27 protein-coding genes and 1 pseudogene are annotated in these 25,821 nt (G+C 63.6%); 13 read left to right on the forward strand and 15 right to left on the reverse strand.

Annotated features, from left to right (window positions below; all coding sequences use genetic code 11):
• Window positions 1-14 precede the first annotated feature (14 nt).
• From AC1DEZ_RS26670 to xth, 7 genes are all read left to right on the forward strand, one after another.
• Window positions 15-1,208 (forward strand): CaiB/BaiF CoA transferase family protein, encoded by a 1,194-nt coding sequence (locus AC1DEZ_RS26670; RefSeq protein WP_476781214.1) that lies wholly within the window; start codon window positions 15-17, stop codon window positions 1,206-1,208.
• A 7-nt stretch (window positions 1,209-1,215) separates the two neighbouring features.
• Complete coding sequence (locus AC1DEZ_RS26675) at window positions 1,216-2,364, forward strand: thiolase family protein (RefSeq protein WP_476781215.1); 1,149 nt, start codon at window positions 1,216-1,218, stop codon at window positions 2,362-2,364.
• A complete protein-coding gene (locus AC1DEZ_RS26680) occupies window positions 2,361-2,774 on the forward strand; it encodes a Zn-ribbon domain-containing OB-fold protein (protein WP_476781216.1) in 414 nt (137 codons plus the stop codon). The genes AC1DEZ_RS26675 and AC1DEZ_RS26680 overlap by 4 nt, the downstream gene beginning before the upstream one ends.
• A gap of 1,017 nt (window positions 2,775-3,791) precedes the next feature.
• Window positions 3,792-4,151, forward strand: a complete 360-nt coding sequence (locus tag AC1DEZ_RS26685) for a DUF2171 domain-containing protein (RefSeq protein WP_476781217.1) — start codon at window positions 3,792-3,794, stop codon at window positions 4,149-4,151.
• Window positions 4,151-4,537: a hypothetical protein gene (locus AC1DEZ_RS26690; RefSeq protein ID WP_476781218.1), complete on the forward strand. Its 387-nt coding sequence runs from the start codon at window positions 4,151-4,153 to the stop codon at window positions 4,535-4,537. Before AC1DEZ_RS26685 ends, AC1DEZ_RS26690 begins: the two co-directional genes overlap by 1 nt.
• A complete protein-coding gene (locus AC1DEZ_RS26695) occupies window positions 4,506-4,790 on the forward strand; it encodes an alpha/beta hydrolase family protein (protein ID WP_476781219.1) in 285 nt (94 codons plus the stop codon). Before AC1DEZ_RS26690 ends, AC1DEZ_RS26695 begins: the two co-directional genes overlap by 32 nt.
• Window positions 4,791-4,802: 12 nt before the next feature.
• Complete coding sequence (gene xth / locus AC1DEZ_RS26700) at window positions 4,803-5,579, forward strand: exodeoxyribonuclease III (protein ID WP_476781220.1); 777 nt, start codon at window positions 4,803-4,805, stop codon at window positions 5,577-5,579.
• A gap of 149 nt (window positions 5,580-5,728) precedes the next feature.
• Here the strand turns inward: xth and AC1DEZ_RS26705 are convergent, their stop codons facing one another.
• Complete coding sequence (locus tag AC1DEZ_RS26705; RefSeq protein WP_441514479.1) at window positions 5,729-5,884, reverse strand: CsbD family protein; 156 nt, start codon at window positions 5,882-5,884, stop codon at window positions 5,729-5,731.
• Between the two features lie 876 nt (window positions 5,885-6,760).
• Here AC1DEZ_RS26705 and AC1DEZ_RS26710 point away from each other — a divergent pair.
• Window positions 6,761-7,507 carry a hypothetical protein gene (locus AC1DEZ_RS26710; protein WP_476781221.1) on the forward strand — a complete coding sequence of 249 codons (747 nt, stop codon included), beginning with the start codon at window positions 6,761-6,763 and terminating at the stop codon, window positions 7,505-7,507.
• Here AC1DEZ_RS26710 and AC1DEZ_RS26715 read toward each other — a convergent pair.
• From AC1DEZ_RS26715 to AC1DEZ_RS26735, 5 genes are all read right to left on the reverse strand, one after another.
• Entirely contained in the window at window positions 7,504-7,800 is a 297-nt protein-coding gene (locus AC1DEZ_RS26715) for a glycogen debranching N-terminal domain-containing protein (protein ID WP_476781222.1), read from the reverse strand. The two genes, AC1DEZ_RS26710 and AC1DEZ_RS26715, sit on opposite strands and share 4 nt — an antisense overlap.
• Window positions 7,801-7,904: 104 nt before the next feature.
• The gene (locus AC1DEZ_RS26720) at window positions 7,905-9,029 is read right to left on the reverse strand and encodes a glycosyltransferase family 4 protein (RefSeq protein ID WP_476781223.1); all 1,125 of its coding nucleotides are present in this window, start codon (window positions 9,027-9,029) and stop codon (window positions 7,905-7,907) included.
• Window positions 9,030-9,140: 111 nt separating this feature from the next.
• Entirely contained in the window at window positions 9,141-10,331 is a 1,191-nt protein-coding gene (locus AC1DEZ_RS26725; RefSeq protein WP_476781224.1) for an MFS transporter, read from the reverse strand.
• Between the two features lie 97 nt (window positions 10,332-10,428).
• Window positions 10,429-10,950 (reverse strand): phospholipase D-like domain-containing protein, encoded by a 522-nt coding sequence (locus tag AC1DEZ_RS26730; RefSeq protein ID WP_476781225.1) that lies wholly within the window; start codon window positions 10,948-10,950, stop codon window positions 10,429-10,431.
• A 76-nt stretch (window positions 10,951-11,026) separates the two neighbouring features.
• The gene (locus AC1DEZ_RS26735) at window positions 11,027-11,401 is read right to left on the reverse strand and encodes a phospholipase D-like domain-containing protein (RefSeq protein ID WP_476781226.1); all 375 of its coding nucleotides are present in this window, start codon (window positions 11,399-11,401) and stop codon (window positions 11,027-11,029) included.
• Window positions 11,402-13,054: 1,653 nt separating this feature from the next.
• Between AC1DEZ_RS26735 and AC1DEZ_RS26740 the strand changes: the two genes are divergently transcribed.
• Window positions 13,055-13,288 carry a DUF6894 family protein gene (locus AC1DEZ_RS26740; RefSeq protein WP_441514186.1) on the forward strand — a complete coding sequence of 78 codons (234 nt, stop codon included), beginning with the start codon at window positions 13,055-13,057 and terminating at the stop codon, window positions 13,286-13,288.
• A gap of 11 nt (window positions 13,289-13,299) precedes the next feature.
• Here AC1DEZ_RS26740 and AC1DEZ_RS26745 read toward each other — a convergent pair whose 3' ends face one another.
• The gene (locus tag AC1DEZ_RS26745; RefSeq protein WP_476781227.1) at window positions 13,300-13,722 is read right to left on the reverse strand and encodes a hypothetical protein; all 423 of its coding nucleotides are present in this window, start codon (window positions 13,720-13,722) and stop codon (window positions 13,300-13,302) included.
• A gap of 400 nt (window positions 13,723-14,122) precedes the next feature.
• On the opposite strand from AC1DEZ_RS26745, the gene AC1DEZ_RS26750 reads away from it, so the two are divergent.
• Window positions 14,123-14,356, forward strand: coding sequence for an ATP-binding protein (locus tag AC1DEZ_RS26750; RefSeq protein ID WP_476781228.1), 234 nt, complete (start codon window positions 14,123-14,125; stop codon window positions 14,354-14,356).
• Window positions 14,357-14,398: 42 nt separating this feature from the next.
• A complete protein-coding gene (locus AC1DEZ_RS26755; RefSeq protein WP_476781229.1) occupies window positions 14,399-14,800 on the forward strand; it encodes a hypothetical protein in 402 nt (133 codons plus the stop codon).
• On the opposite strand, the gene AC1DEZ_RS26760 is transcribed toward AC1DEZ_RS26755, so the two are convergent.
• The 7 genes from AC1DEZ_RS26760 to AC1DEZ_RS26790 all read right to left on the reverse strand — a co-directional run bounded on the left by AC1DEZ_RS26760 (window position 14,757) and on the right by AC1DEZ_RS26790 (window position 23,174).
• Entirely contained in the window at window positions 14,757-16,676 is a 1,920-nt protein-coding gene (locus tag AC1DEZ_RS26760; RefSeq protein ID WP_476781230.1) for a CocE/NonD family hydrolase, read from the reverse strand. The two genes, AC1DEZ_RS26755 and AC1DEZ_RS26760, sit on opposite strands and share 44 nt — an antisense overlap.
• On the reverse strand, window positions 16,673-18,262 hold the full coding sequence (locus AC1DEZ_RS26765) for an ABC transporter substrate-binding protein (RefSeq protein WP_476781231.1): 1,590 nt from the start codon (window positions 18,260-18,262) through the stop codon (window positions 16,673-16,675). Before AC1DEZ_RS26765 ends, AC1DEZ_RS26760 begins: the two co-directional genes overlap by 4 nt.
• A gap of 13 nt (window positions 18,263-18,275) precedes the next feature.
• The gene (locus AC1DEZ_RS26770; RefSeq protein WP_476781232.1) at window positions 18,276-19,304 is read right to left on the reverse strand and encodes an ABC transporter ATP-binding protein; all 1,029 of its coding nucleotides are present in this window, start codon (window positions 19,302-19,304) and stop codon (window positions 18,276-18,278) included.
• Window positions 19,301-20,272, reverse strand: coding sequence for an ABC transporter ATP-binding protein (locus tag AC1DEZ_RS26775; protein ID WP_441514193.1), 972 nt, complete (start codon window positions 20,270-20,272; stop codon window positions 19,301-19,303). The genes AC1DEZ_RS26770 and AC1DEZ_RS26775 overlap by 4 nt, the downstream gene beginning before the upstream one ends.
• A 3-nt stretch (window positions 20,273-20,275) precedes the next feature.
• Complete coding sequence (locus AC1DEZ_RS26780) at window positions 20,276-21,196, reverse strand: ABC transporter permease (RefSeq protein ID WP_476781233.1); 921 nt, start codon at window positions 21,194-21,196, stop codon at window positions 20,276-20,278.
• Entirely contained in the window at window positions 21,196-22,167 is a 972-nt protein-coding gene (locus tag AC1DEZ_RS26785) for an ABC transporter permease (protein ID WP_441514195.1), read from the reverse strand. Before AC1DEZ_RS26785 ends, AC1DEZ_RS26780 begins: the two co-directional genes overlap by 1 nt.
• Before the next feature lie 107 nt (window positions 22,168-22,274).
• Window positions 22,275-23,174, reverse strand: a complete 900-nt coding sequence (locus AC1DEZ_RS26790; RefSeq protein ID WP_441514196.1) for a LysR substrate-binding domain-containing protein — start codon at window positions 23,172-23,174, stop codon at window positions 22,275-22,277.
• Between the two features lie 222 nt (window positions 23,175-23,396).
• Between AC1DEZ_RS26790 and AC1DEZ_RS26795 the strand changes: the two are divergent.
• Together AC1DEZ_RS26795 and AC1DEZ_RS26800 are read left to right on the forward strand one after the other, a co-directional pair.
• Window positions 23,397-23,828, forward strand: a pseudogene (locus AC1DEZ_RS26795) (hypothetical protein); the annotation flags it as partial.
• A 430-nt stretch (window positions 23,829-24,258) separates the two neighbouring features.
• Window positions 24,259-24,444, forward strand: a complete 186-nt coding sequence (locus tag AC1DEZ_RS26800) for a hypothetical protein (RefSeq protein ID WP_476781234.1) — start codon at window positions 24,259-24,261, stop codon at window positions 24,442-24,444.
• Between the two features lie 184 nt (window positions 24,445-24,628).
• Here the strand turns inward: AC1DEZ_RS26800 and AC1DEZ_RS26805 are convergent, their stop codons facing one another.
• Window positions 24,629-24,769: a hypothetical protein gene (locus AC1DEZ_RS26805; protein WP_476781235.1), complete on the reverse strand. Its 141-nt coding sequence runs from the start codon at window positions 24,767-24,769 to the stop codon at window positions 24,629-24,631.
• Window positions 24,770-25,821: the final 1,052 nt, after the last annotated feature.

Below are 25,821 nucleotides of genomic sequence, written 5' to 3' on the forward strand. Positions count from 1 at the left end.
CGCACGCCCGAACTATGCCTGAAGGTGCCCTCTCTGACCTCAAGGTGCTCGAACTCGGCTCCATGCTGGCCGGACCATTCGTCGGCTCGATGCTGGGTGATTTCGGCGCACGCGTCGTCAAGGTGGAGAAGCCGGGCAAGCCGGATGCCTTGCGCGAATGGCCGCCGCACAAGGATGGCGCAGCCCTGTGGTGGAAGACGATGGCTCGCAACAAGCACGTCGTCACGCTCGATATCTCGAGGCCGGAAGCGCGCGAACTCGCGCTCCGGCTGATCGGTGAAAGCGACATCGTCATCGAGAACTTCCGTCCCGGCACGCTTGAGCGCTGGGGTCTTGATCCGGCGGAGTTGTCGAAACGCTTTCCCCGCATCGTCTGGGTCCGCGTCAGCGGCTGGGGGCAGACCGGACCCAACCGCGAGCAGGGCGGTTATGCGACCATCGCCGAGGCTTTCTCGGGCTTGGCATCCTTCACCGGCCATGCCGACAAGGGGCCGACCGTCTCGGCATTCCCGATGGGCGATTACCTCGCCGGCGTCTTCGGGGCTTTCGGCGCCCTGGCGGCGATCCATCGGCGCGAGAGCAGCGGGCGCGGTCAGGTGGTCGACGTTGCGCTCTACGAGCCGCTGCTGCGCATCATCGAGTCCGTCATCGTGAGGTACGACCAGACCGGCCAGAAGAAACCACTGCTCGGCAACCAGATGGAGGAGGACGTTCCGCGCAACGTCTACGCCACGGCCGATGGCGGCGCGATCGCCATTAGTTGCGGCTCCCAGCGGATTTACGAAGGCCTTGTCGATGCGATGGGGCGTCCGGATCTCAAGCACGATTCCCGCTTCGCGACCATGGCCGACCGCGTCACGCATCGCGTTGCGATCGATGACGAAGTCGCGGCGTGGCTGAAGACGCAGCCCACCGCGCTCGCACTGGAGAAACTCGTGGCCAACAAGGTGGTTGCCGGCAAGATCAACGATATCGCCGATGTGCTGGGCGACGCCCATGTTGCCGCCCGGGAGGCCGTCCGCACGCTTGTCGACGACACCCTTGGGCCGATGCGCATGCCCGCCCCCGTGCCGAAGCTGAGCGAAACCCCCGGCGACATCCGCTGGCCAGGCCGCGATCCCGGCGCATCCAACGACGAGGTTTTCGGCGGCTGGCTCGGGCTTTCTGCCGCCGAGATCGAAGACCTACGGCGCAACCACATCATCTGAGGCGGTCATGACAAGCTCTATCGGAATCGCGGGCTACAGCCGCACCGCCTATGAGAAGCGCACCACGCGCACGCTCTTCTCCTTTCTGGCTGAAGCCGGCCGCAACGCGCTGGATTCGGCCGGCCTGACCTTCAAGGACGTCGACGGGCTGGCCATCTGCTCCTTTGAACTGCCGCCGGACAATACAGTGACGGCCGCGGAGCAGCTCGGCATCTCCGTCTCCTGGGCCTATCTCGGCACCGCCGGCAGCGCCGGCCCGGTCGCCAGCATCATCAACGCCAAGCACGCGATCGAGAGTGGTCAGGCCACGACGGTACTCTGTATCGCCGGCGACAATTACGATGTCGGCGGCCACTTCAAGCTCATGGACAATTTCAGCCGGGGCTTGCGCAATTACGGCACGCCGCTCGGATTTGGCGGCGCCAACGGCCTGTTCGGCATCATCCAGCGCAAGCACATGGAAACCTACGGCACGCGCCGCGAGGATCTCGGCCGCATCTCAGTCGACCAGCGCCGCAGCGCGCAGCGCAACGAGCACGCGCTCCTGCGCGGCCCGATGACGATCGACGACTACATGAACGCCCGCGTCATCGCGGACCCGATCTGCCTGTATGATTGCGTGCTGCCCTGTGCCGGCGCCGAGGCCGTGGTCGTCACCACGCTCGACCGCGCACCGGCCGGAAAGGCCGTCCGCATCCTCTCGGGCTTCGAGCGCCACAATCATCCGCCGATGGAGATCGCTCCGCTGCGCGGCGGCTGGGAGACCTTCGCCGGGAAGCTGTACGACAAGGCCGGTTTCGGCCCCGGGGACATGGATTTCGTCCAGCTCTACGACGACTACCCGATCATGGTCGCGATCCAGCTCGAGGATCTCGGCTTCTGCAGGAAGGGCGAGGTCAGCGACTTCCTGGCGGCGAACAGCTTCTCCTGGGACGGCAGCCTGCCGCTCAATACCGGCGGCGGCCAACTCTCCTGCGGGCAGGCGGGCATCGCAGGCGGGCTGCTCAGCGTCACCGAGGCGGTCTGCCAACTGCGCGCCGAGGCCGGCGACCGGCAGGTCGCCAATGCCAGGCGCGGCCTTGTCGCGGGCTACGGCATGGTTGGCTACGGCCATGGACTTTCCGCCAGCAGCATCATCCTGGAGGCCGTGCAATGAGCGTCGAGATCGCCTATCCCCAACCGTACGAAGATGAGGACAACGCCCCCTTCCTGGCCGGCTGGCGCGAAGGCAGGCTCATGCTCCAGCAGAGCCGCGACGGTGGGCCCCTGTTCTTCTATCCCCGGCCGATCTGTCCCTATACCGGCGCGACGGATCTGATCTGGACGGAGGTGTCAGGCCGCGGGCGGATCGTGTCCTTCTCCCTGATCACGCGCCCCAACCATCCCTCGTTCAACGAGGAGGTACCGATCATTCTCGCCGAGATCGCGCTAGATGAAGGCGCGAGCCTGCTGGGCCGGATCATCGGCGCGGACGCGAAGTCGATCGCGAGCGGAGCCAGGCTGGAACTGCTGCCGCCCGACGAGGCGCGACGCTACCCGCTGCCTGCCTTCCGACTCGCTGCGTGAGGCCTGGCAGTGCTCCATTCTCGATGATGAGGCGGTCGCCGCGGCGCTGGATTGGCCGTCAATCGTCAACGCGTTGCGGGCCGGATTTTGGAAGGGGGCTGAAAGCCCTCCTCGCCCGCATTACGGCGTGACGGTGGCGGGCGTGCGGGATTGCGACCCTGGTGCTTATGCCCGCTTGGATGACCGGAGGCCATATCGGCCTCAGGACCGTTACGGTCTTGCCGGACAACGGGCGGCGCGCCCCACCGGCCGTCAGCGCAGGAAATGCGGGCGCGGGCGATCGTGGACTCGCACCGGCGGTAGCGCTTGAGCTGTCATGTTGATGAACACACCGCCGAGATATTGGCGCGGGCCCTGAAACCGCTCCGCGCTGGGGTGTCGTTGTAAATCGAATCCTGACAATTGATGAAAACGCTGCAAGCCACGCTTGCTTCAATCTCGCCGATGTGAGGAACTGAGCAAAGGCTGACCGTTTAGGTTAGTCCTTCGCCAGTGCGCCAGCGGACATTGCCTTGGCGCCTAAAAGCCGACGCTCCACTCGAACCAGAGCGATCCGCAAGACGCAACCTCAACGCCGCCGAACGGTTAAGCTGCTGCAACACCCCCACCAGGTCGTCTAGTAGCTTCTCGCGGATCTTTGCTCGATGACGCTATACCCAGCGAAATCAATTAATGCGTTGGGCTCAGCTATAGCATGTTCTTCAATTATCCATCACGAGTGACTTGCCAAATAAACGAATTTTCCGAGATACACCCGAACGTCCGCTCGCCCCATGTCGGTCATTCGGCCGGATAAGGTGCCCTGGGGGCCGGGATGCGCCATAAACGGACCTTGGCGCGTTGCCCGAAAGCGGACCCAGCAGATCGCTGACGTTCCAGCTTCGTCGAGAAGCGGACATCACTCGTTCGAGCCAGGTCTCGACAAGTCTGCCTGACAGCATCGGTTCATGAAATCTCGCCGCCGGCTCCCTCACAACGAGCGCAGGTTCGTGTGGTTGATGCATTTGCATCGGGCTCATGAAAATGGCGAGGCCGCGGCGCGAGATCGCGCAGTGTGACCATACCACCATTCCGATTGGAACCTCTGTGCCCGACGTTCCGTTGCCGTTCGAGCAAGCACAGCAAGGAGAGCAACCCATGATGTTCGTAGAGGAAATCAAGGAAGGCCAGCGCGTCATCGGCTCCGATGGAGGGCATGTCGGAACCGTCGATTCTCTGAGTGGCCAGCTCATCAAACTCAAGAAGAATGATCCCGAATCGGGCGGAGCCCATCATTACCTCGACCTGACGCTCGTCGTTGCCCTCGAGGACAATACGATCAAGCTGATCGTCCCGGCGGCTGAAGCCAAGGAAAGATGGTCGGAGGCGACCGAGTAATGGACCGACGCCATTTTGTTGCCGGAGTCGGCGCGACCATCGTCGCTGGGTCGGCCCAGGCGAGCGTCGCAGTCGACCGCTTTGGTCTCACCATTTCAGGTCCCAGTGTCATCCTTCTCTACGGCTCGGACGGTTTGACGAACAACGGTCGATATGAGTTCGCCGCAAACATGATTGCGGGGGCTGGTTATAACGTCCTGCTACCACGCTACTTCGAGGCCACCAGCGACCGCCGCGCCCACTACGGCGAAATCAAAAGCAAGTTCCCGGTCTGGCTGGAAGCGATCAAGACGATCAGGCGATCAGCAGGCCCCTTTCGCCGTTGTCGGCTTTTCCCTTGGCGGCGCCTTGGCCTTGGCTCTGGCGGCCCGCGATCGCAGGGTTAGAGCTGTCGTCGACTTCTTCGGATTCCTGCCGCCGGGCATGGAACGAGCTTCGCTGCCCCCTACGCTCATCCTGCATGGGGATGCGGACCGAGTGGTGCCTGTGTCCAACGCCGGTGCCATCGAGAGATTGGTCAAAAGCAAAGGAAGAACTGTCCAAAGCCATATCTATCCCGGCGAAGGACATGGTCTTTCTCTGGCGAGTTGGCCCGATGCGATAGCCAGGACACAGGCATTCCTGCGCGAGCACCTCTAACGATCGTGTTTGATGAAGATCGCAACCTACAATGTGAACGGCATCAATGGCCGGTTGCCCGTTCTTCTCCGGTGGCTGAAGGAGGACCATCCTGATGTCGTGTGCCTGCAAGAGCTGAAATGCTCAGACGACCGCTTTCCCGAGCGCGAATTGCAGGAAGCCGGCTACGCGGCGGTCTGGCACGGCCAGAAGAGCTGGAATGGTGTCGCGATCCTCGCAAGGGGCGGGCCGCCGATCCTCACGCGTCGAGGTTTGCCTGGAGATCCGGACGACAGCCATAGCCGTTACATCGAGGCCGCGGTCAACGGCGTACTGATTGGGTGTCTTTATCTGCCCAACGGGAATCCCGCTCCCGGCGACAAGTTTGAATACAAGCTCCGCTGGTTTGCGCGACTTCATAGCTACGCGCAGGAACTACTCTCCCTTGAGGTGCCGATCGCACTCGTAGGCGATTTTAACGTCATGCCGACGGAGCTCGATGTTTACGCCCCCGAACGGTGGCGAGATGACGCCCTCTTTCGTCCCGAGGTCAGAAAAGCTTACGCCGACCTGGTCAATCAGGGTTGGACGGACGCCATCAGGCACCTTCATCCGAGAGAGCGCATCTACACGTTCTGGAAATACTGGCGGAACTCGTTCGAACGCGACGCCGGCCTTCGGCTCGACCATCTCCTGCTCGGCCCTATCTTGGCGGCCCGGTTGAAATCCGCGGAGGTCCGACGCGCTCCGCGAGGCTGGGAGCACACTAGCGACCACGCGCCGGTGATGATCGAGCTTCTGGCGGCATAGGCTTGGGTGCGCCAGAGCTTTCAACGCTTCACCCGCTCTCAACACAACGGGTGGCCGTTAAGGCGCGAAAGCCCGGCCCCACTGGAAAGGGCCCGGCTTCCTTACGCGGCGAGCACACGCTGGGCAGCGAGGGGCTCAGTCGTCGGTGATCACCATGTCTGGCGATTGTACCAGGTGTCGACGTCGGTCTTCTCCTTGTCCTTCTCGATGCCGTAGCGCTCCTGGATCTTGCCTTCGAGCTGATCGCGCTTGCCGGCGATGACGTCGAGATCGTCATCGGTCAGCTTGCCCCATTTATTGAGCACACCCCGCTACCGCATGAAGAACCACAGCAGGATAATGATGGGAATCGGCACGCCGACGAGCCAAAGAACGATGGAACGCATTTTCAGCCCCCGTTTGATAAACGGTGCTGTGGCAACGCTCAGAATTTCACGAAGGTTCCTGGCGTCATAATCATTAGCGAGCTTCGACCTCGCCGAGCGCCCGTCAGGTATCTCAACTCGGCCAAGATTTTCGCGCCCCGGTCGAGATAACAATCATTGCGTAGCAAGTCCCGCGCCCGCTTTGCCCGATGAGTTTCTGCTGACACTGTTCGATTGCTCGATGGCCGTGAGTAGCGGTAGCGCTCTCGCCATTTGGCCGGCGAGCTCTGCGGCACTTTCGCCCGAGATAACTGCGAAGCTCGACGCAACTGACGGCGAGTTCGCCGAGTATCATTATCACGACAGGCCCGTGCGCCGCGGCCCGCCGCCGCACTCTCGCGATCGAGGTCCGAGATCATACTGGCGCCACAGGCGCGATCCGCCACATGATTACTACCGCCCGCCGACACCGCCGCTACCGTCGCCACCATCGCTGGCCAGCATTCGCTCCGTCGCCGGACCGGCTGGCGGAGCTTACTGTTTTGTCTCGCAGCGGAACTGATTGCTCTCAGGCGGTGTTGCTCCGGCATATTCCAATCAGCGGAGGTCGCAATGAACGGCGTTATCTATATCGTGGGACTTATTGTCGTGGTCCTGGCAATCCTGTCGTTCCTCGGTCTGCGGTAGGAATTTGGCAAGTCCCTATCCGGCACGGATGTCGTGTCTCTCCGGTGCGTCAGCAAGGATAATCGCTCCTATGTACAATGGGGTCCGATCATCGGCGGTGCGGTGATCGCAACCGCGATTTCGACCATCATGACGGTATTCGGTTCGGCGATCGGCCTGTCGATGGTCTCCGCCGATTTCGAGAGGAGTTCGAGCGCGACGGCCCTGGCGATTGCCGGTGCTCTCTGGGCGCTGTGGGTCATGGCTTCGGCAACGATGGCCGGCGGCTACCTGGCCGGGCGGATGCGTCACTCGAGCTTCGATGCGAATGCCGAGGAGCGCAAGGTGCGCGACGCGGACGCCGGTCTGCTTGTCTGGGTGACCGGAGCTCTTCTGATCACCGTCGTCGCGACCTCGTCGCTGGTCGGTGCCGCCAAGACGGCAGCCAGCGGCGTCGCCAATGCAAGTTCGGGCATGGCATCGCTGGTCTCCCAGAACGTCGACCCGCTCGCGATGTCGCTCGACAACATCATGCGCGCGAACGGCCAGCAGCCGCCGACGGCCCAGGAGCGAGACGAGGCCTCTCGGATCTTCGTCAATGCGTTCAAGAACGGCAAGATCGAGCAGGGCGACCGCGACTATCTGGCATCGCGGCTGGCGGCGCGCTTGGGCATCAGCGAACAGGATGCGCAGAAGGGTATCGACGACGCTTATGCGAAGCTCTCGCAGGCCAAGGAAACGGCCAAGCAAGCTGTGGAGCGTGCGCGAAAGATGGCCGTGCTGACCGCCTTCCTCACGGCTGCGGCTCTGCTCGTCGGCGCGGCCGCCGCTTCCTGGGCCGCCACGCTCGGCGGCGAGCATCGCGACGAGAACCTTCGCGTTCAGACAGCGGTTTAGCGATTGGCCCACGCTTCGTTGAAAGGCCCGCCGGCGATGACGGTGGGCCTTTTCGCGCGATGAAGCAGCTTAGCGCCGTGCAGCATGACGAAAAGCGGGGTCGCATCGATCGTCCCGTAATAGCGGGCGAAGGGCCGATTGCCTTCCACGCGTAGTTCGAGGCGGGACAGGAAACGCGTGTCGCGGAAATACAGGCCCTCGGCGGTGTCGCTTAAAGTCCCGATATTGCCATGCGCCTGGAGCACGGCAAAGGCATCGCCGTGTTTGAGATTGCGCAGGGCATGGTCCGTCAACGACGTCGTCGCCTCGATCTCATACTCGGACCATAGATTCTGCCGGGCCCAGGCATCGCCTGTCCGATCTTACGAATGCTCTCGGACATGGCGCCTGCCTCGGTTCATGGGGACTGCAGCTGCGACAGTCCCACGCTGCCCTCGAAGCCAGGGAGGTCACCGCCCGGCGACAGAATAGCGGTCAAGGCGGACGCTGGCTTCGCCACAGGGCGGCAGCACAGCGCGTCAAAGGTATCGATGTAGTCGGCTGCCATGCGCGCTGCCGTAAAGCGCATCTCGAAGCACTCCCGCACGGCCCGGCGATCCAGCCTGTCGATCCGGGTTGCTGCCTCGACCGCTTCGTCGATCGAGGTCACAATGACGCCGGAAACGCCTTGATCGATCACTTCGGGGACGGAACCCTCCGCCCAGGCGATTACCGGCGTTCCGATCGCCATCGCCTCGATCATGACCAGTCCGAAAGGCTCGGGCCAGTCGATCGGAAACAGCAGCGCCGATGCTCCCCCGAGAAATTCATCCTTCCGCATGTCGTCAATCTCGCCGATGAATTCGACCAAGGGATGGTCGAGCAGCGGCCGGATCGTGCAATCGAAATAATCGCGATCGTTCGCATCGACCTTGGCTGCGATCTTCAAAGGCATGCCGCTCAGCTTGGCGACCTCGATCGCCCGGTCTGGTCGCTTCTCCGGCGAAATGCGCCCCAGAAAAGCAAGGTATGCGCCGCGCTCGCATCTGAAGCGATGAAGCTGTTCGGGCAAGCCATGGTGGATGGTGGATACCCAATTCACCGGCGGCATGTGCCGCCTCTGAGCGTCCGAAATCGAAACCAGCGGCATATCGGGGAAGGCCCGGTAAATTGGATGAAAGTCCGGGAGGTCGAGGCGCCCGTGCAAGGTCGTGACGCATTTCGGAAAAAGGTTCTTGAAGAGTGGGAATTGAAGCAGGTCGACATGGAAATGTATGACGTCGAATTCATCGGCCCGCCGCAGAACCTCCTCCAGCATCACCAACGTGCTAGCCGTGTGGTCCCGAATTCCCGCGAGGCGCAGTGCTTCGGGCACAGCCCGGACGAGCCTGGCGCGGCTGCGGGAATCGCCGCTCGCGAAAAGGGTCACATCCTGCCCCTGCCGGACGAGCTCCTCCGTCAGCCAAGATACAACCCGTTCCGTTCCGCCATAGAGCCGCGGCGGCACGGCCTCCGCCAAGGGAGCCACCTGAGCAATCCGCATCGCCTGTCGTCCTTTGAATGCCCCGAACCAGGGGAAATCGCCTCGGGGATGGCAACGCGCCCGGAGCCGCTTCGGTTCAATGATCCAGAGGGGCATCGTCTCGCCCTTCGGTCAGAACCGTTCGCGTTCCCGCAACCCAGCTGTTAAAGGCAACGCAGCGGCGCAGAGCTCAGCCATCGCGAAAAACGCGTGAGCGCCGAAATGCGCAAAAAGGGAGCCGGACGCCAACGTCGTAAGGCCGGTCGCCGACGCCGCGGCGAATGCATAGATCGCCTGGCCGGTAGCCGCCAGACGGGCGGGTACGACCCGGACCAGAAGTCGCATGCAGGCGAGATGGAGCAGCGCGAAGGTCAAACCGTGCAACGGCTGCACGACCGAGAGCGCCAATCGGTCGGCGCTGATCGCCATGACGATCCAGCGAAGAACGCCCGCGGCCGCGGCGATGGCTGCAGCGCCGGCTGGCCCCGCACGGGCCAGCAGCCGCGGCCCGATGAGCCAGAAGACGACCACCTCCGACGCGACCGAGAGGGACCAAAGAACGCTTGCCAGGCCGGGGCCGATGCCGGCCGCGTTCCAGCGGATGACGGCGAAGGCGTCGTGCATCGCATGGCTACCGAGCACCAGCGCCGCGACCAAAAGCAGGCGGCGAAACAACGGCAGGTGCAGTAGCACGCGATAACCCGCGGCGGCTGCCGTCGCCGGCTCGGCACCCTCCTCAGGCTCCGGTCCGTCCTTGATAGAAAGCGAGGTTACCAGGGCAGCGGCAAGGAGCAACCCGGAATGAAGCAGCACGGCGGATGCAAGCCCCGTGACGCTGACCACTTGTCCGGCGATCAAGGTTCCGACGACGAACGCCGCCGAGACGGCGCCGCGCACCCAGCCATACTCGAAACCCCCATTCCCCGGCCCGGCCGCTTTTGCTCCGTGGCGAGATGCCAGCGCGTCGGCCAGAGTCGTGACGGGCGCTAGCACCGCTGCCTGCGCAAGACTCACCCCCAGCAGCAGTAGAAACCCATCTGCCCGTAACAAGCCCAACACGAACAGCGCCGACAGCCCGATGCAGATCGCGAGCGTCCTCACCCGCGCATCGAACCTGTCGGCTATGCCGCCGGTGATGGGACCGGAAACCAAACGGGCGGCCGTGCCCATCGCCAGCAGCAGACCCAGTTCAGTCGGGGTCACGCCACGCTCCTCGAAAAAACGTGGCCAGAACGGCGACGCCACGCCAAACCCGGCGTACATCAGCCCATTAAGCAGAACGAAGCTCTTGAGCTTATGCCGACCTGCCCCAGGCGGAATCACCTCCGTAACTCCTGGGGCGCCTTCAATTGGGGACCCCCTCCCGATCTGGATCGACCTTCTAGCTTTCTGTGCCACTGGCGCGACGTGCTTATCGAGATCACGACGGCTTCGCGCCTATGCCGAAAAAGCCTCCGACATCAACGGCCCGATCATCGATGTTCGTTGAACCGACGGAGGTCCAAATGGCGTCGACGACAACCAGCTTGCAGTGGAAAAAGTCGGTTGGTACTCGCTGATCTTCACGCTTGCCTGGAGCAAATCCCCCACAGGTGCCGCGACGCCTTCCCAACGCCGCGCGCATCGGTGTGCGCTCCGGGACGAGAATCTGAATATCTACGCCGCGCGCGCGGGCTTCCAGAAGCTGCTGTCGTGTCATTTCGTCGGGCACGAAATAGGGCGTCGCGATCCGGATGTTCTTCTGCGCAGCGGCAAGCACCGCCATGAGCATAAGGTGCATGACGTTGCGCTGATGGGTCGAACTGGCGACCACCTGTGCGCCGCGCTCGCCGGCCGGATTTATTTTGGGAAAGTGGCGGTCGCCTAACAGCAGCTCGCGGGTCTCCTCGATCCAGTGCTCGGCAAAAGCCGCCTGGAATTCCGCAGCTGCAGGCCCCTCCACGCGATAGTGATTGTCGCGCCATTCCTACGAGTATCGCCGTTCCATTCATCAGCAATGCCGGCGCCGCCCGTAAAGCCTATGCGACCATCGACGACCAGCAGCTCCGATGGGTGCGGTTGTTCACCCGGTCGATCGTGTACCAGATGACCGGTCGGAACCGCACGACCTCGACGCCGGCATCCTGCATTCGATTGATCAACTGCTCGTCCATTGGAAGGCTGCCGACCCAGTCGAGCAGGACTTTCACGCTTAGTCCTTCCCGAGCATCGACCGAAAGCGCATCGGCGAATTCCTCCGCGACGGCGCCACGCCAATAAATGTAAGTCTCGAAGCTGATCGTATGTTGTGCCCCACGGATGGCGCGTAGCATCGCAGGAAAAATTTGGACACCGTTGACCAACGTATCGACCTTGTTCCCGGGAATATAATTCGACGCGAAAAGTGCGCCCATCGATGTCTTGAGCTGGTCATCCGACGAAGCCAGATGATGCGGAAGCGGTTGTCTTAGCTCCTGCGGCTCCGGCAGCAGGCTGAAGGCAACGAGGCATCCCCCGGTTCCAAGCGCAGCCGATAAAGGCGCGACCCATAGAGGGTGGCAGTTTCACCAATTATCTCGCGCGGCTCGAGCGGTCTCTGGATCTGTCCTTGCACGCACGATTCAATCAGATCGAAATCAGATCTAGCTGCGTATGCGAATCAGGCACGTGCGTGGGTTTCGAGCACAGAGACAGAAGCCTCCCCGGTCCGATCCCGAATTTTTGCGGATAGACCTTTTTTCTAAAGCGTCTTTTTACATATCCGCGTGCCTAGTTTTCTGCTTTTCTAAGTCGCTACGCCCATGCCGGCCCAAATCGAAACAGTGTGTACCTCATGGGGCCATTATGCGTTCAGATATCAATCACGAAAGTCTCTCTTCGAGCTACGAACAGTGTATGGTTTTCTTGAGAAGCGCATTCCTTTGCGCAATTGGCGAAAGGCAAGAAGACCTTCGCCTTCGAGATTCTATTCGGAGCGCATTCGACAATCTAGATGCGGCACGAAGCGCTGCGAATTCTTCGAATATCGTCCCATTTCGCCGGAATGCACCGAAGGCGCTCTAGGCCGGAAGAATGGGACGATGGCACTGGCGTTTGCCGCCTCGGACCATCTCTGACGTCGATCTATTCGAGATCACACTGCCAGCCTACCCACGCAGCGCGGACCTACGCGCGACGATGGACGTGAGCTCTGCAGTCCGGCGCCAGCGTCAGAATTGTGAAGCAACGCACCTGCTGTGAGGCATCCGATTATCGACGAGGTTGTTTCAATTGCCCGTGGTGCCCGCATCAACTGTGCTGGCGGGCCGCTCGCCATCCATCGTAACGTGTTCGGCGACCACGAGCTTGCAATCGGCCAGCGGGTCGAGTTCCGGCCTTTCAGGACGGGTGGCGGCGCTACAATCGCCGCCAATGCTAACCCGATCACCGCTGAGCGTGCCGAGGTGTTGCGATGCTTTGCATAACCTCGCGGGTGTGGTTGAAAAAAAGTCGGAGAGCGCTGAATCGCCCCCACCCGAACACGACGCCGCGCGACAATTGAAATGTTGGTCTGCAACTACTCGCCGACGCCGCGGCCGGCGTGTTACCCGGCCGCTCCTGCGTCTTCTCCGTCTCCGGCTTCCGATCAACGTCCGGTTTGACGGAGACCTTCGTCGTCGCGTCTCAATCCGGCTCGCCTTGGATCGACGGGACTTTCTTCAAAAGGTGGATGCAGTTCTCGCCGAGGGGCCCGTTGACCAGGCCGTGGGAGCCATCGCTCGCCTCCTTCAAACAGAGCCGATCAATCGCGGGGCCGATGCTTCTCGGCAGCTAAGCCGTCGCGATCAGCCTGCTCGAAAGGAGCATGCGACCCCGTTGCATTCCTCGACCGCGGATTGGGCCCGGGCCGCCGCTGATCCTCATCTCCCGGCTGGCCAGGTCGCCGCGGCGTATGAAAGTTCCCCCGCGCTGAAGCATCGCCCTGCGCGAGCGGTGAAGCCGCCGCTTCCCACTCCTGGACGGCGGCGACCAAGCGGCGCCAGAACGCAGATAGTGGAACTCCCTCGGCGCAACTGCATTCTGCAAATATGCCAAGATACTTCTTCCACACTCGCGATGGCGAGAAGTTCGATCTGGATGACGAGGGCACGGAACTGCCCGATGAGCAAAGCGCTTACAACGCTGCCAAGGAGCTGCTCACCGCAATGAACATCGAGAAGCTGCCGAACGGGGATCACATTTCAATGGCGGTGACTGTCCAGGACGCTGTTGGCGGAGAGATCTGCGTAGCGACGCTCGAACTGCACACAAATCGGCCCTGAACCAATAACCTCTACGACCTCAGTTCGCATGCTTTGACCAGCTCCTCATGGGTCGCACGCCACCACGAAGCCCAGACCAGATCGTCGGGCAGTCCGGAGCTCCACGGGTGATGCCGGGCGGCGGTCTCCATAGGCACGAGCTCGCCGGTTACCTCAACGACGACGAGCGGCCCTTCATGGGACATCAGCACTCTGTCAAGCGGCAGCTCGCTTGCAGGCACGGGATAGCGTCGGCGGCGGCGCTCGGTCTCCGCTGCTTTCGCGTCTTCATCTTCGGCGGTGGATTTCGCCGCTTCGCGCCTTTGCCTTCGAGCTTCCGGCTCGCTGCGTTCCGCGGCTGCTTCAATCGCCGGCCATCTCCTGCGAAGTTCATAGAACGATCGAAACGGAACGTGCCAGGCCTTGTCCTCGCCGTTCCACCACGCCCATGGCACCGCGCGTAACTCCTCGACGACGGTTCGCGAATAGGGGTGCGCAACACGATCTCATCGGCGCCCTCCAGATAAGGACTTACGATCGGCTCGAACGAGAAGGAATCGCGACCACGCTCATCAGGACTAATGCTCCTCGGAGCTCGCGGTCGAGCCATCGTATCGCGCGAAGCAGATCTGCGGTTCCCGTTCGGGAACGATGCGGCCATCGAGCTTCGCCAGCTTAAGGCAGCCTTAAGCTGACGGGAGGAATCCGGCGTCGAGGGAATGACATGCGCGTTCTGATCGTCGAAGACGACCCCATCCTTGCCGACGGGCTTGCCGTGGGCTTGAAGATCCATGGCATCAGCGCAGAGGTCGTCGGCTCCTGTGGCGTTGGCGAGCCGGAGAGAGCAGCATCCTTGTGGAAGACGAGGGGCCGGGTATTCCCGTCGATGAACTCGCGCTGGTCATGCAGCGCTTCTATCGGGGCCGAGAGCAACACCACAACGGAAGCGGGTTGGGTTTGGCGATTGCGGAAGCTGCGCTTGCGCACCTTCGCGAAAGCAAAGTCGAGCTAAGGAATATGGAAGGTGGCGGACTCCGGGCAACCGTTTCGCTCCTGAATACCGCGAGGCAGCAAAGCTCGCATCAGTAAGGCTAGCCGCGCTCCGCCAAAGTTGTGCCCAGAATCGACCGAATGGCCGGGGCAAAGGATTATCGGCTGATCGCCTATCGCGACGACAACGCGACGGGTTATCCATTGGTCACCGGCGATATTTTTACTCCGCGCATCGCGACGCCGGCGCAGTACCAGACGCAGATACTCGATCCCCTCTATGACAGCCTTGCGAATGTCGATCGGGAAGGCATTCTGCGTCATCCCTGGCTCAATTCCCGCGGAGAGATTCCTCGCTTCGACAGCAATGCAATCGAGATTCGTTTAACCGATACGCAGGAGAGCGTAGCGGCCGACCTGGCGGTGGCGGGAGGACGGCCGGCCCGTTCCAAACACTGTCGTTTGCAGCGATGCCGGGGGAGTAGGCCGTGGAGAAGCGCTACAGATCCGACAACGAGGATAAGGGTACAACGGGGACAATGATGCGTGATGGGCGCTTTGCGTCGCACAGGATGGTGTTACGAGCGACCCGCCGCCTGCGGCCTCGCCCTTCCGGATCGAAGGTATTGGGATTGACGTCGAATTTCGGGAAATTCGAGGAGGAGATGTCGAGCCTGATCCGGTGACCGGCCTTGAACAAGGTCGCCGTGGCGAAGGGCTCGATGGTGATCCGGAACGGGACCTCCGGCTCGATCGGCTCCGGCTCCTCCCAGGAGTTGCGATAGCGGCAGCGGAAGATGCCGTCGGTCAGATTGAGCGCGAAACCGGTGGGATAATCCGCGGAGGGCGGATGCATATCGACAAGCTTGGCGGTGAAATCGGTGTCGGGCGCGTCGGACGCCACCCAGAGCTCGACCGTGATCGGCCCGACCACCGCCATGTCCTCTTCCAGCGGCATGCTTTCGAAGGCGAGCACGTCACGCCGCGCGATCAGCGGCATGCCGGCAGCGCGCGAGCCGAAGAAGCGCGGCCCCTCGCGCTGATCGAAGCCGCCACCCTCGAAGATTGGCTGGCCGCTCGTCAGCGCGCCGCCGATGGTCGGGACTGGGTCGGCCGGGTCGAAATCATAGGTCAGGGGCGCGGCGTCGGCGGCCGGCTCGTCGCGCGAGAGCTGCCCGTTGCCATGGATGTACCAATCCTGCCGTTCCGTGCCCGGCAGCGGCCAGTTCGAGGCCTCGATCCAGCGCCCGCCCTGGACGAGCCGCCCGTCGGCATTCTTCTCGCCCGAGCCGCCGCCCATCAGGAAGAGGCGCAGCGTCGGGTCGGCCTCCAGCCCGTTGGGCTCGTCCCGGAGCCAGCGATCGAACCACCGCCGGCGGAAATCGAGCCAGTTCGTCCCGACATTGCCGTCGAAGGGCGCGGCCTCGCCGAAGGAAACATCTCCCGCGAAGGTGGACTGGCGGTTCCCGTGCAGGCTGGGTCCCATGATGACGTTGAGATGGCGGCGTCCCGATGCGCCCAGGCCCGCGAAATTGTCGAAGGTCGTCTTCACATAGACGTCGTACCAGCTCGACATCAGCAGGATGGGGATGTCCGGCACCGCGTCGTAAAAGCCCTCCAGCCAGAGGCCCGGCCGTTTCCACTCGGGGCCGAAGGAGCCGGCGCGCCACTGATCGAGCAGATAGGTCTCGTATTCCGGCACCCAGCGCACCGGCGAGCGCCCCTCGCTCCACGGCATCACGCGGAACCAGGCGTGCAAATCCTCCGCGGCTAGGCCGGCGGCGACCACGGGGTCGGCGAGGGCATCCGGGCTTTCCTGCGCCCGGTTATAGGCCCAGGTCGCCTGCTTGAGCTCGAAGGCGCCGCCTTGCCGGATGCCGCATTGGAAGGCGTTCGAGAAGCCACCGGAATCGAGGATCATGCAGGCGAGGCCGGGCGGAGTCAGCGAAGCCAGTGCCGCCTGGGTGTGGGCGGCGTAGGACAGGCCCATCGTGCCGATTCTGCCATTGCACCAGGGCTGCGTGACGATCCAGGCGCAGGTGTCGTAGCCGTCCTCCGCGTCGGAAACGTATTTGACGAACTCGCCTTCCGAGCCGTAGCGGCCGCGGCAATCCTGATAGACCACCGCATAGCCGGCCCGGACGAAATGAGCGGCCACATCGGAGCGCGCCAGGGGCTTGGCCTCACCACGGCCGATCTCGGCGCGCGAGCGCTCGGCCTTGCCATAGGGCGTGCGCTCCATCACGACCGGGAACGGGCCAGGAAAGGGCTGCCCGTCCCGCGCCGGCAGATAGATATCGGTGGCAAGCCGGATGCCGTCCCGCATCGTCACCATCACGTCTTTCAGCGTGACGACATCGCCATCGGTCGCGACGGATGCGGGATGCTCAGAGCCGGCCTTCATCGACAGGGTGCTCATTTCGCCAGCCCCGCCCGCGCCGCCGTGGTGTCCTCGGCCATGTTCGCCTCATAAGTGATGTTGCCTTTCGAGGCCCAGGCGATCTTCTGCCAATAGAGCGGAATCACTGGCAGATCGGCGAAGACCATCTTCGTCGCGGCCTGGATCGCGGCAATGCGCTTGCCCTCGTCGAACTGCGTCAACGCTTCCGACAGCGCCTTGTCGAAGGCGGGGTTGGAATAGCGCGCGCGGTTGAAGCCGCCGGTTCCGGCCTTGGGATCGGCGGTCATGAACAGGTTGCGCAGGCCGGGGCCGGCGGTCGGCGTCGTCGTGCCGAAAGAGAAGATGAAGGCAGAGAAGCTTTGCCGGCTCGCGGCGCCTGCGTAGACGTTATAGGGTTGCGTGACGACGCCGTTCACCTTGATGCCGCCACGCGCGAACATCTGGCCGATCGCCTGCGCGATGTCCTTGTCCCCGGCGAAGCGGTCGTTCGAGGAATGGATGGTGATGCCGAAACCGTCCTTCAGCCCGGCCTGCTGCAATAGGGCCTTGGCCCCGGCGAGGTCATAGGCGAGGGGCTGGAGTGAGGGGTCGAAGCCGGCGACACCGTCCGGCACGAGCTGGCCGGCCGGCACGCCCGCCCCGTTGAGCAAACGCTCGACGATCGCTGGCACGTTGATCGATTTGGCGAGGGCCTGGCGGACGCGCGAATCCCGGAGCGGGTTCGGCTTCAGCGGCTTGTCATCCTTGTCGGTAACGAAGGGGCTCTCCTCCCGCGCCGTGTCGAGTGCGAGATAGATCAGCCGGGCCGAGGGGATCGTATGCACCTTCAAGCCCGCCGTCTTCTCCAGCACGGGCAGATCGGCGGGCGGGACGCCGTCGATCAGGTCGACCGCACCCGAGCGCAGCGCCGCGACGCGCGCCGCGTCATTGGCGATGAAGCGGATCGTCACCGTCTCGAAAAAGGGCTTCGCGCCCCAATAGCCATCATTGCGCGTGAGGACGACGCGGTCTCCCGGCACCCATTCCTTGAACCTGTAAGGGCCGGAGCCGACGAGTCCGTCGCCCTTGTTGTAGTCCTGCAAGGTCTTGCCCTCGGCGGCGGCCCTTTCGAGGATGTAGACGAAGCCGATCCGCTCCATCAGGTCCGGCGTCGGGGCGTCGGTCTTCACCTCCAGCGTCGTCGCGTCGAGCTCCTTGACGGAGATCACGCCCGAGACGTTGTTGGAAAACGGGGCCGGGCTGTTCGGGACATTGCGCGCCCGCTCCAGCGAGAATGCGACATCGTCGGCCGTGACCGGCTTGCCGTTCTGGAAGCGAGCGTCTTTGCGTAGGGTGACACGCCAGGTCGTCGGGTCGAGCGTCGTCCAGCTCTCGGCGAGGCTCGGATGCATGCCCAGATGGGCATCCGTCTCCACGAGCCGGTCGAAGATCTGCATGGCGATGTTCTGGTTCGGGCCGGTGCGCGAGAACAGCGGGTCCATCGCGGAGGGTTCGCTCGCCGTGCCGATGACGAGGTCGGCAGCCTGCGCCCCTCCCGGCGAGCCGAGGCAGGCGACGCTCGCGAGCAATGGGAGGAATGCGGCGAGGCGGGGCTTGAAGCTCATGAGATTCTCCTCCTCAGGCGCAGCCGCCGGCCGATAACGGCACGGCCGGGGCGTCGTTGAGATGGCAGGCGCTGAGATGCCGCTCGGCGACCGGCTTCAGGAGCGGCCGGGCCTGGGCGCAAGGCGAGAAGACGCGCGGGCAGCGAGGATGGAAGGTGCAGCCTGCCGGGGGATGCAGCGGCGAGGGGATTTCGCCGCGGATCGGCGTGAAGGCGCGCCGGCGCTCCTTGACCGAAGGCAATTCGCCCAGCAGGGCGGTGGTATAGGGGTGGTTCGGCGCGGCGAAGAACGACTCGGCCGGCGCGGTTTCCACCACGCGCCCGAGATACATGATCGCGACCCGGTCGCTGATATGCTTCACCACGCCGAGATCATGGCTGATGAAGAGATAGGTCAGGCCGAGCTCCTCGCGCAGGTCCATGAACAGGTTGATCACCTGCGCCTGGATCGAGACGTCCAGCGCGGAGACCGACTCGTCGCAGATGATCATGCGCGGCTTGACCGCGAGCGCCCGGGCGATGCCGATGCGTTGGCGCTGCCCGCCGGAGAACTGATGCGGGTAGCGCTTGCGGTAGGAGGGGTCGAGGCCGACCTTCTCGAGCAGTTCGGCAACATAGTCGTCGACCTCCCCACGCCGGATGAGGCCGTGCACCCGCGGCGCCTCGCCGACAAGGTCGACGACGCGCTTTCGCGGGTTGAGCGAGGACATCGGGTCCTGGAAGATCACCTGGACGGCAAGGCGCATCTCCAGCGCTTCGCTGCGCGAAAGCGAGGCGACGTCCTTGCCTTGCCAGAGCAAGCTGCCCTCGGTCAGCGGCAGGAGCCCGGCGAGCAAACGGCCGAGCGTGGACTTGCCGCAGCCGGACTCACCAACGAGGCCAACCACCTCGCCTTGCTGGATGGCGATGTCGACGCCTTCCACGGCATGGACGGTCTCCTCGGAGATGTTGGCGCCCAGCGCCCTGGCGAGCTTCTCCGCCGCGTCGAGGCCGCGGGAGAAACGCCGGACGAGGCCGCGACCTTCGATCATTGCTCCGGTCATGCCGCCACTCCGGTCGCAAGCGGATGGTGGCAGCGGAAGCTGTGACTGGTTCCCTGCAATGCAGGCTCCTGCTGGCAGATATCGGTCGCGGCGAAGCAGCGAGTCCGGAAAGCGCAGCCGCCGGGCCGTGCCAGCGGGGAAGGCGAAAGACCGGGGATGGGGTGCAGCCTCTCGCCCCGGGCCGCATTGGCGGGCAAGGCATCCATCAGACCGCGCGTATAGGGATGGGCCGGCCGGTCGAGCACGTCGTCGGTATAGCCGGTCTCGACGATGCGGCCGGCATACATCACCGCAATGCGGTCGGCGAGGCTGGCGACGACACCGAGATCATGGCTGATCCAGATCAGCGCCATGCCGAACTCCGTGGAAAGCCGGCGCACCTCGAACAGGATCTGGCTCTGGATGGTGACGTCGAGCGCCGTCGTCGGCTCGTCGGCGATGATCAGGTCGGGTTTGTGCAGCAAGGCGATGGCGATGGCGACGCGCTGGCGCATGCCGCCCGAGAACTGGTGCGGATAGGCCTTCAGCCGCTCCTCGGGAGAGGGGATGCCGACGAGGCCGAGCGTGTCGCGGGCCCGCTCGCGCGCCTCCTTCCACGAGACCGCGTCATGGGCGAGCACGGCCTCGACCATCTGCGTCTCGATCGAGAGCACAGGATTGAGCGTCATCATCGGGTCCTGGAAGATCATCGCGATCTTCTTGCCGCGCAGGCGCCGCAAGCTCTCGGTCGGGAGGCCGACCAGATTCTCGCCCTGGAACAGGATGCGCCCGCCCGCGACCCGTCCGGGTGGCTCGATCAGGCCGAGGATCGAGAAGCCGGTGATCGACTTGCCCGAGCCGGATTCGCCGACGAGGCCGAGGATTTCGCCGCGGTCGATGCTGAAGGAGACGCCGTCCACGGCGCGAACGAGGCCCGCCGCGCTGGCGAACTGGGTTTCGAGGTTTTCGACGACGAGCACCGGCGTCATGGCTCAGCGCTCCGCCAGGCGGGGGTTCAGCACTTCGCGCAGGCGGTCGCCGACGATGTTGATGCTGAAGACGAGGATGAGCAGCAAAAGCCCCGGATAGACGCTGATCCAGTACTGGCCGGAGAGCAGCACCTGATAGCCGTTGGCGATGAGCAGGCCGAGCGAGGGCTGCGTGATCGGCAGGCCGATGCCGAGGAAGGACAAAGTCGCCTCGGCCGAGATCGCATTCGCGACCTGGAGCGTGCCGATGACGATGAGGGGCGAGAGACAATTCGGCAGGAGATGTCCGAACAGCATGCGCGGTCGCGAGAGGCCCAGCATGCGCGCCGCCTCGATGTAATCCTTGCCCTTCTCGACCAGCGCCGCGGCGCGGACAGCGCGGGCGAACATTGCCCATTGCACCAGCACGAGGGCGAAGATGACCTTGCCCACCCCCTGGCCGAGGATCGCGAGCAGCATCAGCGCGACGAGCAGCGTCGGAAAGCCCAGCATCAAATCGACCAGCCGCATGATCAGGCTGTCGACGCGCCCGCCGAAATAGGCGGCGGAAAGGCCGAGCACGGTGCCGACCAGCAAGGCGACGAGACCGGCGAGCGCGCCGACGAGGAGCGAGGTCCGCAGGCCGTAGATCATGGCCGAGAGCATGTCGCGCCCCTGCACATCCGTGCCGAACCAGTAGACCGAACCGTTCATGCTCTCGGAGCCCGGCGGCAGCTTCGAATCCATGATGTCCAACGTCGACAGGTCGTAAGGATCCTGCGGTGCCAGCGCCGGGCCAAAGACGGCGGCCAGGATGAGCAGGATGCAGACGAAGGCGGCGATCGTCGCCTTCGGGCTCTTCAGGATACCGGCCAGCGAGCGGGCTAGGAGACTGTCGGAATCGGGGCGCAGCGCCGCGAACAAAGCGGGTTTCGCGAAGGCCATCAGTTGCGCCCCAGCCGGATGCGCGGATCGAGGATGGAATACAGCACATCGACCGCGAAGTTCAGCAGGATGAACAGGCTGACGACGACGAGCAGGTAGGCGACCACCACCGGGCGGTCGAGCCGCATGATCGAGTCGATCAGGAGCTTGCCGATGCCGGGCCAGGCGAAGATCGTCTCGGTGACGACGCCGAAGGCGATCAACGAGCCGATCTCCATGCCGATCACCGTGACGAGCGGGATCATGATCGTCTTCAGCACATGGACCAGCACGACCCGGCGCTCGCTCAGGCCCTTGGCGCGGGCGAACTTGACGAAATCGAGCGGCATGGTCTCGCGCACGCCGGTTCGCGTCAGCCGGATGACGAGCGCCAGCTTGAACAGTGCGAGATTGATCGCCGGCAGGATGAGATGGCGGATGCCTTCCCAGGAGGCGAAGCTGGTCTCGATGCCGAACATATGCCCGGTCGGACCGCGCCCGCTGGAGGGCAGCCATCCCAGCCAGACCGAGAAGATCATCACCAGCATCATGCCCTGCCAGAAATTCGGCAGGCTGAAGCCGAGGATCGAACCGGTCATGATCGTCTCGTCTGCGACCGAGCGCGGCTTCAGGCCGGCGATCAGGCCCAGTGGAATGCCGAAGACGAGCGCGATCAGAATCGCGACGAAGGCGAGTTCCAGCGTGGCCGGCAGGCGCTCCAGGATCAGCGAGATCGAGGGCTGGTTGAACACGAAGGAGCGGCCGAGATCGCCGTGCAACGCATTGCCGAGAAAGGCGAGGAACTGGATCGGCAGCGGCTTGTCGAGGCCGAGCGACGCTTCGACCTGCGCGCGTTCGGCCGCCGTCGCATCGGGCGCGATCAGCATCTCCGCGGGATCGCCGATGGCGTAGACGCCGACGAAGACGATGACAGCGGTCGCCGCCAGCACCAATATGCTCTGCATCAGTCGTCGAATGACGAAGACTGTCATCGAAGGCTCCCGGCGTCCGATACGGCGGCGTGATCGCCGTTCACGTATCGTGGCGACCATGGGCGGCACCGGAAGCCCGCGCAACCTTATGCGCAAAGCGCATCGGGCTATGCTTTGCCTTGCGCCTCGAGCCGGTTCTTCAGGATCTCGATGAAGGCTTCAGCGGAGCGCGAGAGCGGCGCGCCCTTGAGCGTGACGATGCCGTAGGCGCCGTGGATGCAGGGGCTGAAGGGGCGCTGCTCGATCGGCAGGTGCCGATAGAGCCCGGCGATCAGCTCCGGTACCACGGCGACGCCGAGCCCGCGCGCGACCAGGCCGCAGGTGGCCTCGACGGAATGGACCTCGATGCGCACAATCGGGAAGACGCCGGCCCGCCGCAACAGCCGCTCGAAGCGCAGGCGCGCCGGGCGTTGGCGGCCCAGCATGATAATGCCGTGCCCCGACAGGTCGCGCGGCGTCAGGGTCGCCTTGGCCGCGAGCGGATGGCCTGATGGCATGATGCAGACGGATTCGGAGCGCACGATCTCGCGGGCATCGAAGCCCTTGTCGCGCGGCGGCAGGCCAACGAAACCGATGTCCGCGACGCGCGCCAGCACCATCTGTTCGATCGCGTCGTAATGGCCGCCGATCAATTCGACCGATGCGTCGCGTCGCTCAGACAGATAGGTCTCGATCACCTCCGGCATCAGCGTCGCGATGAAGGAATGCGGCACCGCCACCTTGAGGAAGCGCTGGCCGACGGTTCCGGCTCGCAGATCCTCGGTGTAGCGCTTCAGCCGCGCGACAAGCGAGGTCAGTTCGCCGACCTCGTCCATCAGGGCGAAAGCTTCAGGCCGCGGCAGCAGACGCCCCTTTCTGCGCTCGAAGAGCTCGAAGCCCAGCTCCTCCTCGAGTTGGGTGAGCTGGCGGCTGACGGCCGATTGCGAAAGCCCTAGCGCGGTGGCCGCCGCGATGGTGGAGCCGCCCGCCATCACGGAACGGAAGATCTCGATCTGCCGGATCTTCACGGGCTGAAGTTCACGTGGTGCAGCGGCAGCATGAGATCGTGCAAGATCGTTGTCATCTGAGTGCGGTGTTGGAGGGCCCAGAAACCAGACAACCATGGATCATGTCAAAGGTACTGTCGATGCGAAGGCAGGGTGCAGTAGGTAAGCGCCGCGCCCGTTGGCCTGCCCCCTGAAAAGTGGTCCTCCGTGAAGTAGGCTTTTGGAGCCTTGGAGGTTGCCGCTATGGCGCAGAGGAAGCATAAGCCTGAAGAGATCGTCGCGAAGCTGCGGCAGGTCGACGTGTTGTTGTCGCAAGGTCGGCCCACCGGCATCGAGGGCGCCAAAGCTGACGCCAAGCCGAATCCATCCCTCTTCATCAACAATTCGGAGCCGACCATCATGGACGACGTCATCGTAATCGGAGGCAGCTTTGCCGATCTCGCCGGCGCCCTCCAACTCGGCCGCGCCCGCCGCAAGGTCTCCGTTCTCGATACCGTCCTGCCGCGGAATCGCTTCGCCGGTCATTCGCATGGCATGCTCGGCCACGATCACAAGCCACCGCTCGACATCCTGGCCGAGGCGCGGCGGCAGCTGGCGCGCTATCCCACGATCAAACTGGTCAAAGCCCGGGCGGATAGCGTCTCCGGCGGCATAGACGATTTTTACGTCCGCACCAGCGGATAAAGGATGCCCAGGCGCTCGGGTTGGACAGCGGATTTCGGCGCGCTTCAAAAAGCTCTTGGTGGACGAGGCGGGAAGCGTACCAGTCATCGCTGCGCGGAATCTTGCGGCTCAACAGCGCCCCGCACGGCTCGACGCGTTCAGGCACGATCTTCCGCCGGCGGCTGAGCGGCGGCCCCTTGACGGTGTCGCAGCCCAGCCCGGCTCTGAGAACCCGACGCGCACACATCGAACGCAACTCCACAACCCAACGAGTCGCGAACGGGCGCCGATGTGAATCGTTCCGGTGGAACTGGATGGCATCCCGCATGTTCGCACTTCCAGACAAAGGAGCAGCGAAATGCCGTTCGAGCACATCACTACCCCCACGCCTTCCACGACAGCCGGCGATTGAGCTTCACGCGCGTAGGTTTTGAGACTTGCCATGCCTCTGTATCGCTTCATCACCAACAACGACCGCTCGCACTCCGTCGATCTTGATTTGCCAAGCGACATCGCAGCCCGACGGGAAGCGCGAAAGGCCTTTGCCGAGGCCGCGTACGATGCGCTAGCCGACAGCGACGGTTGCGAGATGACAATGCAGGTGGAGCTGAATCGGCGAGTGATCTAACGAGGGCGCATCGCGTTCGATTGTGGCGACGTGAACGCTGAAAATGATTGAGGGAGGAAGTGCGGCGCGTGGAGCCGGGTTCCGACTGCGCGAAAAAGCCCGCACGATCGCACGCGCGTTACCGCGATCTTGGCCTACCGATGGGCCGAGTCCTGGACCGCAAGTGGGCTTCAGTTCGCGCAGGCTATGCCGCCTTCTTCGACGCGCGCCGCTCGGTCGCGAATGGCCCGCGCTCCGCGGTGCTCGCACCCGTATAGAGCGCCACCGGACAACTGATCTCGCCGAATTTCAGATTGCCCTTCCAGTTCGCACGCACCGCTACCATGGCACTCTACTCCAGACGCAACACCACCGGTGTCAATGCGGAGCGGGGCGCTGGGTTCCAGAGGTGCGAAAGAGTCCGCCAGGGCAGATGCTGAATGATTGGAACAGCGATCCAATCACACCAGTTGAATCGCTCGTCACTGATGTTCGTTACAAGGGGCTGCATCATGGACAACTCGAAACAGGATGGCGTCGCCTTCGTCTTCTTCCGCGTAACCAATCCATTTGAATACCGGGCCGCATTGGCAAGGTTGCGGGCCTTAGAGTCCGCCCCGCCGAATAGCGCGTTGGCTCAGGAGCGGACCCGCTTGGAATTGGCGGTGTCGCGATACCTGGCTACAGGGGGCGATCGGAAAGCCGAGCGATAGCGGGCGCGGGCCGCATCGATGGGACTTGGAGAGCTAGTGCGCAAATCGGTACTCGCGATCACCGAAACGGCAAACCCCGCCACGGCGGTGGCGGGGTTCGCTGGGCCTCCAGCCCCTTGTCCGACCTTGGCCAGATCGGGCACCTCTCGGAAATCCGGATGGTGAACGCGGTCGAGAGTCGAAGGAAGCCGCACCGAAGGTGCGACTCTGACGCGCCTCCCTACCGCCTTCCGAGGATGCCCCTAAGCACGTCGATGAAGGATTTCACCGGCGCTCGAAAGCGGCAGGATAAAAACCGGAGAAAATCAGAACGGTTCCCGCGCGCTAAGGCGATCTTGGCCTACCGATAGGCCGAGTCTTAAACGTCGACCGGAATCTGGCCAATTGAAGCGTGGCAGGGCGAAAATTGCTAGATTGAGCTTTCCGATGCCGATCTCAGGGCCATCCTCCGCGGTCGACCTCGGACAGGGGTTTCGAAGGACCGGCAGTGCGCGCCGATGCGCATGATGCCGCCGCTGCGGTGTCCAATTGAAGGGTAATTATGAACCGCGCCGGGTTTGTCGGAGGCTCCAACTCCTGAGAAGGTGGAGCGATGACGAGCAAGACGACGAACAAGTTCTCGCCTGAGGTGCGTGGGCGCGCGGTGCGGATGGTGCTGGATCATGAGGCCGAGCATCCGTCGCGC

It is taken from the genome of Allobosea sp. 10L422, from assembly GCF_056395345.1.